This window comes from Mycolicibacterium vulneris, from assembly GCF_002104765.1.
Classification (GTDB): domain Bacteria; phylum Actinomycetota; class Actinomycetes; order Mycobacteriales; family Mycobacteriaceae; genus Mycobacterium; species Mycobacterium vulneris.
The window spans coordinates 1-17,904 of the sequence record NZ_NCXM01000038.1 but is presented as its reverse complement, the minus strand read 5'-3'; the positions used below and the strand labels follow the sequence as shown (position 1 = coordinate 17,904).

Below are 17,904 nucleotides of genomic sequence, written 5' to 3'. Positions count from 1 at the left end.
TTTCAGCCTTAGGCGGCGTCGGCCGGAGCCAGCTTTTCGAACAGCAGCTCCGCCAAACCACGAATGGTTCCAATGGTGGCGATGTCGGCGGGCGTCACGCGTATGCCCGTTTCGGTCTGGATGCGGGTAAGTAGTTCGAGGCCACCCAGCGAGTCCAGGCCGTACTCGGAGAGCGGACGATCGGGGTCGATGTTGCGACGCAGGATCAGGCTGACCTGGTCGGAGATCAGGCGCCGCAGCCGGGTAGGCCACTCCTCCAGTGCCAGCTCATCGAGCTCGGCACGCAGTTTGCCTGTGCCCGTTGAGCTTTGCCCGTTTGAGCGGAACACTTCGGCGAAGGGACTGCGCTCGGCGAAAGCGGTCAACCACGGTGCGCCCGTTATCGGCGCGTACCCGGTGCAGGCGCGGTCGTGGCGCAGCAACGCCTCGAATGCGTACGCGCCTTCGTCGGGAGCGATGGCAACGTCTGCGCCTTCGGCCAGGGCGGTGCCGCGTCCTATCTGCGCCCAGGCACCCCATGCGATGGCGGTGGCCGGCAGACCCCGAGCCCGGCGCCAGCGGGTGAAGGCGTCCAGCCAGCTGTTGGCCGCGGCGTAGGCACCCTGCCCGGGCGACCCCACCAGCGCGGCGGCCGAGGAGAACGAGCAGAACCAGTCCAACGGCTGCTCGGCGGTGGCTTCTTGAAGGGCCTCGTGCAAATTCCATGCACCGTAAACCTTTGGCGCCCAGTCATGCTCGATGAGCTCGTCGGTGATATTGGTCAGTGTGGCATCCTCGATCACCGCCGCCAGATGCAGCACACCGCGCACCGGGAGCCCGGTGGCGGTCGCCGCGGCCACCAACCGCTGGGCCGTACCGGTCTCGGCTATGTCACCGCATTCCACCACGACGTCGGCACCAGTCTCGCGGATGCGCTCGATCGCCTCCAGCGCCTGGGGAGTTGGTTGCGAGCGGGAGGACAACACGATGCGGCCACAGCCGGCCCCGGACCCAGGAGAAGCCATCTTCTCGGCCAAGAACAGCCCCAGGCCTCCCAGCCCGCCGGTGATGATGTAAGCGCCGTCGTTGCGGAAGACCCCGACCTGCGCCGGCGGCACCATCACACGGCTGCGGCCGGTGTGCGGGACATCGAGCACGAGTTTGCCGGTATGCTGGGCGCCGCTCATCACCCGAATCGCGGTGGCGGCGTCGGCAAGCGGGTAGTGCGTGCTTTCCGGCATCGGCAACGAGCCGTCCGCGGTGAGTTGGTACACCGTGTTCAGCAAGTCTCGCAGCCTGTCCGGGTGGCTGAATGACATCAACGCCAGGTCGAGGGCGTAGAACGTCAGGTTGCGCCGGAACGGGAATAGCCCCAACCGGGTGTCGCCGTAGATGTCGCGTTTGCCGATCTCGACGAATCGTCCACCGAACGCCAGCAATTCGACCCCCGCGCGCTGGGCGGCGCCGATGACCGAGTTGAGCACGATGTCCACGCCATAGCCGTCGGTGTCGCGGCGTATCAGGTCGGCGAACTCCACGCTTCGCGAGTCGTAGACGTGCTCAATGCCCATGTCGCGCAATAATTGTCGACGTTGCTCGCTGCCTGCGGTGGCGAATATCTCGGCTCCCGCGGCCCGCGCGATGGCGATTGCCGCCTGTCCGACCCCACCGGTCGCGGAGTGGATCAGCACCCGGTCACCGGCGCTGATTCGGGCCAGCTCTCGCAGGCCGTAATAGGCGGTGGCATGCGCGGTAGTGACCGCAGCCGCCTGGTGGTCAGCCAGTCCGGCCGGCAGCGTGACAGCCAGGCGCGCGTCGCAGGTGAGGAACGTACCCCAACAGCCATTGGCGCTCAGGCCCCCGACATGATCACCCACCTTGTGGTCGGTCACGTCTGGTCCGACCGCGGTGACGACGCCGGCGAAGTCGGTGCCCAGCTGAGGCAGGCGCCCCTCGAAAGCGGGGTAACGGCCGAACGCGACGAGGACGTCGGCAAAGTTGATGCTGGACGCGCTGACCGCGACCTCGATCTGTCCCGGTCCCGGTGGAACGCGGTCGCAGGCAACGAGTTCGAGTGACTCCAGATCACCGGGCGTACGGATCTGCAGGCGCATCCCGTCGCATTCGTGGTCGGCGATGGCGGTGTGGCGCTCCTCGGGGAGCAGTGGAGCAGGGCATAACCGCGCGTTGTACCACGCACCATTTCGCCAGGCGGTCTCGTCCTCCTCCGACCCGGCGAGCAGTTGCCGGGCCAGCTGTTCGGCGTCGGTGGATTCGTCCACATCGATCTGGCTGGCGCCCAGATGCGGGTGTTCCATGCCGATTACCCGGACCAGGCCCCGCAGCCCGGCCTGCTCGAGGTTGGGCACGTCGTTGGACACCACGGTTTGGGCGTTGCGGGTCACGACATACAAGCGCGGCGATTCGCCGGGAAGGTCCACCAACTCGCGGGCAATGCGCACCAGATGTTGCACATAGTCCTGGCCCAGAAGTGCACAGTGCTCGTCGGCGTCGCCGTTTTTCGGTCCGGTGAGGATCGCCACTCCGGTGAATCCACCGCCGCGCAAATGGTTTCCAAGCTGTTCCACGTTGGAGATGTGGTCGGCCTGCTGCGGCCAGGACATCGTGGTGCAGTGTGCCCCAAGGTTTTTCAGGGCATCGGCCAACGGGCTGGCCACCACATCCGCGGTGGTGGTAGTGCCGATCAGCAGCCAGCTTCCGGCGTCGGTGTGATCCGGCTCGGGCAATTCCCGTTGCCGCCATTCGATGGTCAACAGCCGCTCGGCCAGCACACGATCTTTATTGCCGCTCTCGGATGCGCTGGTACCCACTCGCAGCCCCTGCACGGTCAGCAGGACTGCCCCGTGCTCGTCGAGCACGTCGATGTCGGCCTCGACCCCGGAGGTATCGGCTTTGGTCACCCGCGTGTAGCAGTAGTGGACATTGCGGGCGGCGTTGTAGGAGCGGAGTCGACGAATGCCCAACACCAACCCCAGCGCACCTTCGCCCAGCGCCTGAACGTCCGGATGGGCTTCAACGGACTGGAAACAGGCATCCAGCAGCGCTGGGTGCACGCCGTAAGCGGCTTGTTGCGAGCGGATTTGGCGCGGTAGCGCGACCTCGGCCAGGACGGTCGACTCCTCACCGGTGTGGACATCGCCCAGACCGGCGAACGCGGGCCCGTACTGAACGCCACGTTGGTCCATGCGCCTGCGCACCTCGTCGCCGTCATCGCACCTCGCATGCGCGGCGAGTAGCGCGGACACGTCGTACGCAGGTGGCTGCTCATCCTCTGCGGCACGGAGGACTGCGGCGGCATGCCGCGTCTGTTCGCCGCCCTGATTCGACTCCACGGCGAAGTCGACGACGCCCGGCGATGACAACGCCGCCGAGGCGCCGATCGTGGTCTGCTCATCCAGCAGGAGCGCCTGCTCGAAGCGGATGTCGCGAACCTCAGCCGTCTCGCCCAGCACAGTGCGCGCGGCCGCCAACGCCATCTCGCAGTAAGCGGCTCCGGGAAGCACAACCACATTGCGGATCTGGTGGTCGGCGAGCCAGGGCTGGGCGGCGGTGCCGACCTCGGCCTGCCACAAGTGGCGCTCAGGCTCTTCCTGCAAGTGCACGTGCGAGCCCAGCAGCGGATGTACCGAAACGGTGCAACCGCCATGTGTTGGGGATTCCTGACCGCCCCCGCTCAACCACAGCCGACGGTGCGTCCAGGTCGGCAACGGCGCGTCCACCAGCCGTCCACTCGGGTACAGCATGGAGAAGTCGACCGCAGCGCCCGCGCTGTGCAGATCCGCCACAAACCCACGCAATCCGTGGGGAAGCGCTTGTTCACGGCGCATACCGGCCAGAGCGGCCATCGGCATCTCGCGACTGCGGGCGGTCTGCTCGAGAGCGCGGATGAGTAGCGGGTGTGGCGCCAGCTCGGCAAAGACCCGGTAGCCGTCCTCCAAAGCGGCCTGCACGGCCGTGGCGAACCGCACCATGCGGCGCATGTTGTTCGCCCAGTAGCGGGCGTCGCACACGGGTTGCTCGCGCGGGTCGAACAGGGTCGCCGAGTAGAAGGGAACTTCCGGTGTCATCGGGCTGATCTCTGCGAGTGCCTCGGTGAGCTCGTCCATGATCGGATCGACTTGAGGCGAATGGAAGGCGACATCGGTGGGGACCTCGCGGGCCATCACATCACGCTGCTCCCAGGCTGCGACCAGGTCGCGAACCGTTTGCGCGGCGCCGGCAATCACCGTGGACTGCGGCGAGGCCACCACCGCCACCACGACGTCGCTGATACCGCGCGCCGTCAGCTCCGAAAGCACTTGCTGTGCAGGCAATTCCACCGACGCCGTGGCACCGGCACCGGCGACGCGGAACATCAGCCGCGAGCGGCGGCAGATAACACGCAGCCCGTCTTCCAGCGACAGTGCACCCGCGACGACAGCTGCGGCGGCCTCGCCGAGGGAGTGCCCGACGACCGCGCCCGGGCGGACTCCGTAGGACCTCATGGTGGCCGCCAGCGCGACCTGCATGGTGAACAGTGTCGGCTGGATCCGGTCTTGGCCGGTCACGATCTGCGGCGCCGAGATCGCCTCGGTCACTGAGAACCCGGACTCGTGGGCGATCACCGGCTCGGCCTGCGCGACGGTGGCGGCGAATACGGGTTCGGTCGCCAACAGGTCTGCGCCCATCGCGGCCCATTGCGAACCCTGCCCGGAGAACACCCATACCGGTCCACGGTCGTCCTGTCCGACCGCGGCCGGATACGGAGTATCGCCGTCGGCGATCTCGCGCAAAGCCTCTGCGAGCTCGGGTCGGTTGCCGGCAATGACGGCGGTGCGTACCGGGCGGTGCGCGCGCCGACGCGCCAGGGTATAGGCCAGATCAGGCAACGTCAGATCGTCATGTGCTCGCACCCAGTCGGCTAGCCGGCCGGCGGTGCGGCGCAGTTCGTCGGCCGAGGTGGACGACAGTGGGAACAGCAGTGGCGCCGCCGCCGACGGTTCAGCTGAGATAGGTTCGGGCACAACGGTTTCGGAAGCCTGTTCAGGTGCCTGTTCCACGATGGCGTGCACGTTGGTTCCCGACAGCCCGTACGACGAGACCGCCGCCCGGCGCGGGTGGTGCCCGTTGGTAACCCACGGTGTAGCCTCTTGCGGCACAAAGAGTTTCGTATCGATCTTGGCAAGTTCATCGGGTAGCCGGGTGAAATGCAGATTCCGGGGAACCACACCGTGCTGCAGCGCGAGGATCGCCTTCATCATCCCGAGCGCGCCGGAGGCCGCCTGCGCATGGCCGAAGTTGGTCTTCACCGACGCCAGCGCGCACGGGCCGGCGATGCCGTAGACGTTGGCCAGGCTTGCGTATTCGATCGGGTCGCCCACCGGGGTGCCGGGCCCGTGGGCCTCGACCATCCCGACCGTGCCGGCGTCCACACTTGCGGCGGCTAACGCCGCTCGATACACCGCGGTCTGCGCGGTCTTCGACGGTGTGGCGATATTCACGGTATGACCGTCCTGATTGGCGGCCGTCCCCCGCACCACAGCCAGAATCCGATCACCATCTCGTAGCGCGTCGGACAGCCGCTTGAGTAGCAGCATGACGCTGCCCTCGCCGCCCACGAACCCGTCGGCCGCGACGTCGAAGGCGTGGCAGCGTCCGGTCGGCGACAGCATGCCCTCGGCGGACCCCGCGGAGAATTTCCGCGGGTCCAACGCCAGCGTGACGCCGCCGGCCAGGGCAAGGTCGCTTTCTCCCTCGTGCAGGCTGCGGCACGCCAGGTGTATCGCGGTCAGCCCGGAAGAACATGCGGTGTCCACCGTCAATGCGGGACCGTGGACCCCCAGGGCATAGGCGATGCGCCCAGAAGCCAGGCTGAAGTTGCTGCCGGAAAATCCGTACGCCCCCTCCACGGAGTGCGCATCGGCGGCCAGCAATTGGTAGTCGCCATGCGTCAATCCCATGAACACACCGGTCAGCGAGTCGGCGATTCGCTCCCGCGTGAGACCGGCGTGTTCCATGGCCTCCCAGGAGGTCTCCAAAAGCAACCGGTGTTGCGGATCCATCGCGGTCGCTTCCCGCTCGTTGATCCCGAAGAACTCGGGATCGAAGCCGGCGACGTCGTCGATGAATGCGCCCCACCGGGATACCGACCGACCCGGCACACCCGGCTCAGGATCGTAGTATTCGTCGGCGTCCCAGCGGTCGGGCGGAATTTCGGTCACCAGGTCGTCGCCGCGCAACAACGCCTCCCACAACTGCTCCGGGGAGTCGATGCCTCCGGGAAGCCGGCACGCCATGCCGATCACGGCAACAGGAGTGACGGGTGTGCTACCGATCGGGAGCCGAGAATCGGCCAAAGACGTGTGCTGCATAACGTCGTCGATCTGGTGTGTGGTCATTTCGCCTCCTCACAGCAACGGCCAAGCAGCTTGTCCGTTGCGCGCGCGCATTCGGGTTCCAATAGGGCTTTGAGTTGGTGGCCATACAAGGTCAGCGAGTCGGCGCTCATCATTTCTTGATGCGTACAGTCGATCGGGTAGCTATTAATGTCGCCGGTGACATAAGGGCGCCAACACTGCGGGAGAGACGAACTGCGATCGCTCGCATCCCGCACGGCAGTGAAAATGCTTATATCCCCAAGGAAGACACCGGGTTCGTGTGCTCGATACAACGCCGCGTTGCTGTTGATGTTTTGAACACCCGAATCCAGAAGCTGTTTGTATTGAGAAAATTCGACGATTCCTCGTTTGCGAAGTAGTTCTTCTACCCGCTCATAGGTAAGCGGCTCATCCTGATCGGGAATATCTATACGACAGAACCGCAAGACGTCTTCTAGCACTTCGGCCTCGCCTACGTCTGGTAGAGCGACGCTACCGTCGGCACTTGGTTGAGCGTCGAGAAGGATAAGTTGTGTGACTACGCCTCCGCGTCGCTGAAGCTCGATGGCAACTTCATGGGCGACGGCACCTCCGAAAGACCAGCCGAGAAGGTTGTAGGGCCCAATGGGATAAACCCCTTGGATCCTGTCGGCATAGTTCTTCGCCATATCGCTGATTGACGCAGGTTCAGCCTCGCCATCTTGCGGGGTCTGTTGAATTCCAATGATCGGGCAGTCCAAGTGATTACCCAGAGCCTGATACGGCCAACTCACCCCACCCGCAGGATGAATGCAGAACAGCGGAACACCCGTGCCCTGCTTGAGGAACTCAACGGGGACTACTTCCACCTCGCTGGCATCTTGGCCCAACTGCTGGCTCAAGCTACGAACGGACGGCGCGTGGAACAATGTGCGCACCGCAAGGTGTGCGTCCAGGACGGTGTTGATCGCGGCGATCACGCGCATCGCCGACAGCGAATCCCCACCCAAATCGAAGAAGGAGTCGTCGACTCCGACCCGCTCGAGCCCGAGTACCTGGGCGTAGATGCCGGCCAGGATCTCCTCGGTGGGGGTGCTCGGGGCGCGGTAACGACCAACATCGGTGTAATCGGGAGCCGGCAGGGCGCGGTTGTCGACTTTGCCGAGGGCCGTCAACGGCAGCGCGTCGATCACCACCACCGCGGCCGGCACCATGTAGGCCGGCAGCCGCTCGGCCAACGCCGCACGCATCTCGGCCGGATCGGCTGCCCCGGTCACATACCCCACCAGGCGCTTGTCGCCTGGGCGGTCCTCGCGGACAACCACGACCGCCTGCTCCACCCCATCGAGGGCGGCCATCGCCGCGCGGATTTCACCGAGTTCGATGCGATACCCGCGGATCTTGACCTGCTCATCGGCGCGCCCCACATACCGCAGCTGCCCATCAGCACCCCACCGCACCAGATCCCCGGTGCGATACATCCGTGTCCCCGGCGCTCCCGCACCGGCGAACAGACAGGCCACAAACCGCGACCCGGTCAAAGCAGCCCGGCCCACATACCCACACGTCACCCCGGCACCGGCCACATACAATTCACCAACCACCCCCGCGGGCACCGGCCGCAACCAGCCGTCCAGCACAAAAAACGCCGCCCCCGGCACCGGCCCACCGATCGACACCGCATCCGACCCCGGCGTCAGCGGCGCGCTGAACGTCACCACAATCGTGGTCTCGGTCGGGCCGTAGGCGTTGACCATCACCCGCCCCGGCGCCCACCGATCGACCACCTCGGCCGTGCAGGCCTCGCCACCCACCACCAACGCCATCGACTCCAACCCCCCGGGGGAGAGCATCGCCGCCGCCGAGGGGGTCTGGGCGAGCACGTTGACGCGTTCACTGACCAGTAAGGCGTGGAAGTCGTCCGCCGAGCGTGTCACTGAGTCGGGCACCACGACCAACCGCCCACCGTGCAGCAGGGCCCCGCAGATCTCCCAGACCGACGTGTCGAACCCATAGGAATGACACAGCGCCCACGCCCCCGCCACCGGCAGATCTGCGTCCAACGCATTCAGTGAGGTCAGCAGCTGGGTGACGTTGTGGTGGGTGACCGCGACCCCCTTTGGGGTTCCAGTGGTGCCCGAGGTGTAGATGATGTAAGCAATGTCCTCGGGGGCCGGCGCCGCCAAGCCCGTGCACGGGTAGCCAGGAATGCGAGGGTCGTCGATATCGATGACCAGCAGCTGACCCCAGTCCAGCCGATCGGCTAACTCGGTGCTCGTGATGGCAGCCATCGGGGCTGCATCGGCAACCAGCAACTCCATCCGGGCCGCCGGCAACGCCGGGTCGAGCGGCAGATAGGCCGCCCCGGTTTTGAGCACCGCCAGAATCGCCACGATCGCCTCGGCGGAACGGTTCAACAGCAGCGCCACACACTGTCCCGGGCCCGCCCCCTGGCCGGCCAGCAGATGCGCCATCCGATTCGACGCCTCATCGAGCTCTCGGTAGGTCATCGAGCGACCATCGCAGCTGATCGCCACTGCCTGCGGGACGCGGGTGACCTGCGCGGCGAACAGCGCCGGAATCGACACCGGGGTACCCACCGGCGCGCTCAACGCCGCCCGGTTGCCAATCCGATCCAGCCGGGCATACTCCTCCGCATCAAGCACATCCATCGACGAGAGCCGCCGGGACGGGTCGGCGGTGACCGCCACCAACACCCGCTGCAACCGCGCGATCAGCGCCTCGATGCTGGCCGCGTCGAACACGTCGGTGCGGAACTCCACCGACCCGCCGATCCCGGCGTGCTCACCGGCCTGGTTCCAGCGTTCGCCCAACGAAAATGTCAGGTCCGTGCGGGCGACCTGGGTGTCCGCCGACAGCGGCGTGACCTGCAGATCACCCAAGGCCAACTCGGCCGGGGCGCCGTCTTCCTGGACAAAGTTCTGCCAGGCCAACGCGACCTGCACCAGCGGCTGATGGGCCAGGCTTCGGGCGGGATTGAGCCGCTCCACCAGCACCTCGAAGGGCACGTCCTGGTGCTCGTAGGCGGCCAGGCTGCGCGCTCGCACCTGAGCCAGCAGCTCAGCGACCGTGGGATCCCCGGCCACCTCCACGCGCAACACCAGGGTGTTGACGAAAACCCCAACCAACTCTTCCAGCGCCGGGTCGCGCCGTCCGGCGATCGCGAACCCCACCGCCACATCGGAGCTGGCGCTGAGCTTGGCCAGCAACACCGCCAGCGCGGCCTGGATCACCATGAAACTGGTCGCGTTGTGCTCGCGAGCCACCCGAGCCACCTGCTGCTGCAGCTCGGCCGGCCAGTCCACGAACACACTGGCCCCGCGGTAATCGGCCACCCGCGGATAGGGCCGATCGGTGGGCAGCATCAGCCGCTCGGGCAGCCCGGCCAGAGCCTGCTCCCAGTAGGCCAGCTGGTCGGCGATGCGGCTGTGGCTATCGGCCAGATCACCCAGCTGCGCGCGCTGCCACAGCGTGTAATCGACATACTGCACCGCCAACGCCGGCCAGTCGGGGGCATGCCCCGCACACCGGCTGGCATAGGCCACCCCCAGATCCGCCACCAGCGGGGACATCGACAAGCCGTCGGCGGCGATATGGTGCACGACGGCCACCAGCACATGCTCGTCGTCGCCGACGCGGAAAAGCATTGCCCGCAAAGGGATCTCGGTCGCCAGGTCAAACGGGTGACGCGCCGCCGCGCCGATGGCCTCCTGCAGCCGGCTTGCCGGCCATCCAGTGGCATCGACGACCTGCCAACCGAAGTCGGCCCGCTCCACCGGGATAACCACCTGCTGGGGTATCCCCTCAGGCGCCGGGAACAATGTGCGCAGGCTCTCCTGGCGGGCCACCACATCGGCCAACGCCGCACCCAACGCGTCGGCATCAAGGCGCCCACTCAGCCGCAACGCCGCCGGCATGTTGTAGATCGGCGAAGGCCCCTGCAACTGGTCGATAAACCACAACCGCTGCTGGGCAAACGACAGCGGGACCACCGCGGGCCGCTCACCGGCCACCAACGGCTCCAGCCCACCTTCATCTTCTCCGATACGCGGCGCCAGCCGGGCCACCGTGGGTGCATCGAACAAGGTGCGCACCGCAAGGCCGGTATCCAGCGATTTGTTGATCGCGGCGATCACGCGCATCGCCGACAGGGAGTCTCCGCCCAGGTCGAAGAAGGAGTCGTCAACCCCGACCCGCTCGAGCCCGAGTACCTGGGCGTAGATGCCGGCCAGGATCTCCTCGGTTGGGGTGCTCGGGGCGCGGTAGTGATCGGCCTCGGTGTATTCGGGTGCGGGCAGGGCGCGGGTGTCGAGTTTGCCGTTGACCGTCAACGGCAGCGTGTCGATCACCACCACCGCCGCGGGGACCATATAGACCGGCAGCCGCTCGGCCAGTCGGGTGCGGACCTCGGTTGGGTCGGCGGTGCCGGTGAAATAGCCGATCAGGCGTTTGTCGCCGGGGCGGTCCTCGCGGGCGATCACCGCCGCCTGGTCCACCCCGTCGAGGGCGGCCAGCGCGGCGCGGATTTCGCCGAGTTCGATGCGATAGCCGCGGATCTTGACCTGTTCATCGGCGCGGCCGAGGTACTGCAGCTGTCCATCGGGGTCCCAATGCACCAAATCCCCTGTGCGGTACATCCGTTGGCCGGACTCCGCGAATGGGCAGGCCACAAACCTCGACGCGGTCAACCCGGCCCGGCGCACATAGCCACACGCCAGCTGAGGACCGGCCACATACAACTCGCCGACCACCCCGGCCGGCACCGGTCGCAGCCACTGATCGAGCACAAAGAAGGCCGCACCCGGTACCGGCGAGCCGATCGGCACCGCATCCGAGCCCGCCGTGAGCGGCGCACTTAAGGCCACCCACATGGTGGTCTCGGTCGGGCCGTATTCGTTGATCATCACCCGCCCGGGTGCCCACCGCTGCACCAGCTCGGCCGGGCAGGGCTCACCGCCGACCAGCAGGGTCACCGACTCCAAACCCTGCGGCGGCAATGTCCCGACCGCCGAAGGGGTTTGGCATAAGACGCTGACGTTTTCATCGATCAGCAGGGCGTGGAAGTTGTCCGGGGTTGCGGCCACCGACTCGGGCACCACCACCAGCCGCCCACCGTGCAGCAGGGCGCCATAGATCTCCCAGCCCGAGATGTCGAAGCTATAGGAGTGCCACTGCGACCACACCTGCCCCGGCGCGGCCAAACTCGGATCCATCGACCCCATCAGCTCGGTGACGTTGTGGTGGGTGATGGCCACCCCTTTGGGCACCCCGGTGGTGCCCGAGGTGTAAATCAGGTAGGCGATATCGTCGGGATCCGGTGCCGGCAAACCCGTGCACGGATATGTCTGGATTCGCGGGTCGTCGACGTCGATGACCGGCACGTCATGCCCGTCGAGCCGCCCGGCCGACTCGGAAGTGGTGAGCGCGGCGATCGGCGCGGCATCGGCAACCATGAACCCGATCCGGGCCGCTGGATGGGCGGGGTCGATGGGCAGATAGGCCGCCCCGGTCTTGAGCACCGCGAACATCGCCACGATCGCCTCGGCGCAACGGTTGAACAGCAGCGCCACACACTGTCCCGGGCCCGCTCCCTGGCCGGCCAGCAAGTGCGCCAACCGATTCGACGCCTCGTCGAGTTCTCGGTAAGTCATTGAGCGACCTTCGAAGGTCACCGCCACCGCGTCCGGTGTCCGGGCCACCCGCTCAGCGAACAGCGCTGGAATCGACACCGGCGTACCCGCCGGCGCGGTCAACATCGCCCGGTTACTGATCTCATCGAGCCGGGCCTGCTCGGTTTCGTCGAGCACATCGATCGATGACAACAACCGGGACGGCTCGGCGGTGATCGCCATCAACACTCGCTGCAACCGTGTGATCAGCGTTTGGATGCTGTCGCTGTCGAACACGTCGGTGCGGAATTCCACCGATCCGCCGATCCCGGCGGGCTCCCCTGCTGGGTTCCAGCGTTCGCCCAACGTCAACGTCAGGTCCATGCGGGCGACCTGGGTGTCCGCCGACAGCGGCGTGACCTGCAGATCACCCAAACCCACCCCAGCGGTGGGGTCCCCGGCGAAGTTCTGCCAGGCCAACACCACCTGCACCAGCGGGTGATGCGCCAACGATCGGGTCGGGTTGAGCCGCTCCACCAGCACCTCGAAGGGCACATCCTGGTGCTCGTAGGCGGCCAGACTGCGCGCTCGCACCCGGGTCAGCAGCTCAGCAACGGTGGGATCGCCGGCCAGGTCGACACGCAACACCAAGGTGTTGACGAAACACCCCACCAGCTCATCGAGTGCGGGATCATCACGACCAGCGATCGCGAACCCCACCGCCACATCGCTGCTGGCGCTGAGCTTGGCCAACAACACCGCCAGGGCGGCCTGGATCACCATGAAGCTGGTCGTGTTGTGCTCGCGGGCCACCCGACGAATGTGCTGCTGCAGCTCGGCGGGCCAGTCCACGATCACACTGGCGCCGCGGTAATCGGCCACCGGCGGATAAGGCCGATCAGTGGGCAACGCCAGCCGCTCGGGCAGCCCGGCCAGGGCCTGCTCCCAATAGGCCACCTGGGCAGCGATGCGGCTGTCGGCATCGGCCACCTCACCGAGCTGCGCGCGCTGCCACAGCGTGTAATCGGCGTACTGCACCGCCAATGGCGCCCACCCCGGGGCGTGTCCCGCACACCGGCTGGCGTAGGCCACCCCGAGATCGGTCACCAGCGGGGCCATCGACAAGCCGTCGGCGGCGATATGATGCGCCACGGCCACCAGCACATGCTCATGGTCGGCGACGCGGAAAAGCCTTGCCCGCAACGGGATCTCGGTGGCCAGGTCAAACCCTTGGCGCACCGCGGCGCCAATGGCTTCACCCAGCCGGGCCGCCGACCAGCCGGTGGCATCAATGACGTCCCAGCCGAAGTCGGCCCGCTCGGCCGGGATCACCACCTGCTGGGGGATGCCCTCGACCGCGGGGAACAGGGTGCGCAGGCTTTCCTGGCGGGCCACCACATCGGCCAGCGCCGCCCCCAACGCCTGGGTATCCAGGCGCCCGCTGAGCCGCAACGCCGCGGCCATGTTGTAGATAGGTGACGGCCCGAGCAACTGGTCGATAAACCACAACCGTTGCTGGGCAAACGACAACGGCACCACCGCGGGGCGCTCACCGGCCACCAACGGCTCGCGCCCACCCCCATCGGCACCGACCCGCAGCGCCAGCTGGGTAACCGTGGGCGCTTCGAACACGGTGCGCACCGAAAGGTCGGCACCCATACCGGTCTTCTCGATCGCGGCGACCAGGCGCATCGCCAACAGCGAATCCCCACCCAAATCGAAGAAGGAGTCGTCAACCCCGACCTGGTCGATCCCCAGCACCTCGGCGAACACGCCGGCCACGATCTCCTCGACCGGGCTGGCCGGAGCGCGATAACCGGCATTCTGGTACCCCGGTTCCGGCAGGGCACGGGTATCGAGTTTGCCGTTGGGGGTCAGCGGCAGCGCGTCGATCACCACCACCGCGGCCGGCACCATATATTCCGGCAACCGCTCGCCCAGCGCGACCCGCAGCTGAGCCGGGTCGGCGGTCCCGGTGACATAACCCACCAGGCGCTTATCGCCGGGGCGGTCCTCGCGGGCGATCACGACCGCCTGCTCCACCCCATCCAGCGCGGTCAGTGCGGCCTGAATCTCCCCGAGTTCGATGCGATACCCGCGGATCTTGACCTGCTCATCGGCACGGCCCACATCCCGCAGCTGCCCATCGGCACCCCCCCGCACCAAACCCCCGGTGCGATACATCCGCTGCCCCGGCGCTCCCGCCCCGCCGAACGGACACGCCACAAACCGCGACCCGGTCAACGAAGCCTGGCCCACATACCCACATGCCACGCCGCGACCGGCCACATACAACTCGCCGACCACCCCGGCCGGCACCGGCCGCAGCCACTCGTCGAGGACGAACAACGCCGCCCCCGAAACCGGCGCACCGATAGGCACCGCACCCGAGTTCGCGGTCAGCGGCGCGCTCATCGCCGCATATATCGTGACCTCGGTCGGGCCATAGGCATTGACCATCACCCGCCCCGGCGCCCACCGATCCACCACCTCGACCGAACACGCCTCACCACCCACCAGCAGCGCCACCGACTCCAACCCCTCATCCGGCAACGCCGCTACCGCCGACGGGGTCTGGGTTAACACGCTGACCTGCTCAGCCACCATCAAGGCGTGAAAGTCTTGCGGCGAACCCGTCACCGACTCGGGCACCACCACCAAGCGCCCACCGTGCAACAACGCACCCCAGATCTCCCACACCGAGAAGTCAAAGACATAGGGATGGCACTGCGTCCACACCCGTTCCGGCGGCAGGCCGGCGTTCAATGATTCCAATTGCTGGGTGAGGTTGTGATGGGTGATCGCCACGCCCTTGGGCACCCCGGTGGTGCCCGAGGTGTAGATCAGGTAGGCGATATCGTCGGGGGCCGGGCCTGGCAAGCAAGTGCACGGGTAGGTGTCCATGCGGGGGTCGTCGATATCGATGACCAGCAGCTCATGGCCGTCCAGCCGCGCCCGCAGGTCCGCCGTGGTGATCGCGGCGATCGGCCCAGCATCGTCGAGCAGGAATCCGATCCGCTCCGCCGGCGCCGCCGGGTCGACGGGCAAATAGGCCGCCCCCGTCTTGAGCACCGCCAGGATCGCCACGATCGCCTCGACCGACCGCGACAACACCAGCGCCACACACTGTCCCGGGCCCACCCCCTGGTTGGCCAGTAGGTGCGCCAACCGATTTGCGGCCTGCTCCAACTCCCGATACGTCATGGAGCGGCCGTCGCAGGTCACCGCCACCGCCTGCGGGGCGCGGGCCGCCTGCGCGGCGAACAGCTCCGGAATCGACACCGGCTTGCTCACCGACTCGGTCAGCGCCGCCCGGTTGCCGATCTCATCGAGCCGGGCATGCTCACCCTCGCCGAGCAGATCCACCGACGAGAGCCGCCGGCTGGGGTCGGCGGTCATCGCCACCAATACCCGCTCCAACCGCTCAACCAACGCCTGGATGGTTTCGGTATCGAACACGTCGGTGCGGAATTCCACCGTCCCGCCGATCCCGGCGGGCGCACCGGCCTCGGTCCAGTTCTCCTTGAGGAAAAAGACCACATCCATTTTCGCGGTCTGGGTATCCCCGCCCAGCGGGGTGATCCGCAGATCACCCAAACTCAGCCCGGTCTCGGAGTCATCGACCTGCCCGGGGAAGTTGTTCCAAGCGAAGACCACCTGGATCAGGGGGTGGTGGGCCAACGATCGGGTGGGGTTGAGCCGCTCGACCAGCGCCTCGAAGGGCACATCCTGGTGCTCGTAGGCGGCCAGGCCGCGTGCTCGCACCTGGGCCAACAGCTCGGCCACGGTGGGATCACCGGCCAGATCGACGCGCAACACCAAGGTGTTGACGAAAAACCCCACCAGCTCATCGAGCGCGGGATCGCGCCGCCCGGCGATCGGGAACCCCACCGCCACATCGGTGCTGGCGCTGAGCTTGGACAGCAACACCGCCAGCGCGGCCTGGGTCACCATGAAACCGGTCGCGTTGTGCTCGCGGCCCACCCGAGCAATCTGCTGCTGCAGCCGCGCCGGCCAGTCCACCGCCACCCTGGCGCCGCGGTGATCCGCGACGGGCGGGTAGGGCCGGTCGGTGGGCAGCTGCGTCCGTTCGGGCATCCCGGCCAACGCCTGCTCCCAATAGGTCAGCTGCGCGGCGATGCGGCTGTCACTGTCGTCGAGATCACCGAACTGCGTGCGCTGCCACAGCGTGTAATCGACATACTGCACCGGCAATGGCGCCCAGCCCGGGGCCTGCCCCGCGCACCGGCTGGTATAGGCCACACCCAGGTCACGCACCAGCCGGGTCGTCGACCAGCCATCGGCGGCGATTTCGTGCACCACGGCCACCAGCACGTGTTCGTCGTCGGCGACGCGGAAAAGCCGTGCCCGCAACGGGATTTCGGTGACCAGGTCAAACCCGTGGTGCACCGCGGCGCCGATGGCTTCACCCAGCCGGTCTGCCGGCCAGTCGGTGGCATCAATGACGTCCCAGCCGAAATCGGCTCGCTCGGCCGGGATCACCACCTGCTGGGGTATCCCCTCGACCGCCGGGAACAAGGTGCGCAGGCTCTCATGGCGCTCCACCACATCGGCCAGCGCCGCCCCCAGCGCCTCGGCATCCAGGGGCCCGCTCAGCCGCAACGGCACCACCACGTTGTAAAGCGGTGACGGTCCCTGCAATTGGTGGATAAACCACATCCGGCTCTGGGCGAACGACAACGGCACCACCGCCGGACGCTCGACCGGCTTCAGCGGCTCCAGGGCTCCGCTCTTACCGATACGGAGCGCCAACTGGGCAACCGTGGGCGCCTCGAACAGTGCACGCACCGAAAGATCGGCATCCAGACCGGTATTGACCGCGGCGATTACCCGCATCGCCGACAGCGAATCCCCACCCAGGTCGAAGAACGAGTCGTCGACTCCGACCTTGCCGATCCCCAGCACCTCGGCGTAGATGCCGGCCAGGGCCTCCTCCGTGGGGGTACCCGGGGCGCGGTAACGATCCGTACCCTGGTACACCGGTGCCGGCAAGGCTTTACGGTCGATCTTGCCCGAGGACGTCATCGGAAACTCGTCGAGCACCACAATGTGGGTTGGCACCATGTATTCGGGCAACCACGCGCTCAACTGCTGACGCACCGCGGTGATTTTGGTGTTGGTCTGGGGGTCATTGGCGTGCGTGCTGCGTTGGTGGGCCCCATCAGGTGGCAGATATAGATCGGTCAGCGGTGGGGTGTGCTCCCCGTCAGCTGCCGCGATGAAGACGGCATCCACGGTGCCCGGTTGAGCGCCCCAGGTGACCGCGACCTGATATCCGGCGGCCCTACCAAGGCCGTGCAGTTGTTCGGGGACAACGGCATTGGTGCCGTCGGCGCGGGCCAGTGCGTCGGCTAGGGGCAGCCCGGCGGCCAGGCCGCGTTCGATGTCGACGTCGCTGATCAATCCGGCGCGGGGAACGCCAGTGACACGAATGGCGCCCGGACGCTCAGACATCAACCGGGTATGCAACCCGTCTAGGCCCGCGCAGTGGGCCCACGCCCAGCTGTCTGCGCCGGCCAATGAGCGCACCGGTGCGGGGGATTTATAGACGACGACGTCGTAGCGGTACCGGTTGAGTTCGTTGTCGGCCATCCCGCGCTTGACTTCGATATCCAGCCCGACCGCCGGCAGCTGGTCACCGGCCCAGGTGGTGAAAAACTCCGGGGCCAACAGCAATTCGGGCTCACCGAGCATGGCACGCTGAACTCGTTGACGAATCTCGGCGGCATCAGTGGCGGCGGTGCGGGCCAGCGCGACGCCGGTCTGAAACGCGCCCTGCAGACTGTGGTTACGGATGTCGCCGATAAACAGTGCCCCGCCCGGTGCCAGCAACCGCATGGCCGCGGCCATCACATCACGCAGATACCCCGCACTCGGGAAGTACTGGACCACCGAGTTGAGCACCACCACATCGAAAT

At 66.9% G+C, this 17,904-nt stretch carries 2 protein-coding genes; both read right to left on the bottom strand.

What is annotated here, in order from left to right:
• Positions 1-8 precede the first annotated feature (8 nt).
• Entirely contained in the window at positions 9-6,377 is a 6,369-nt protein-coding gene (gene pks2 / locus B8W69_RS26140) for a sulfolipid-1 biosynthesis phthioceranic/hydroxyphthioceranic acid synthase (RefSeq protein WP_085292602.1), read from the bottom strand.
• A partial coding sequence (locus B8W69_RS26135; RefSeq protein ID WP_133058029.1) for a non-ribosomal peptide synthetase occupies positions 6,374-17,904 on the bottom strand: 11,531 nt, incomplete at its 5' end. The genes pks2 and B8W69_RS26135, both read right to left, overlap by 4 nt.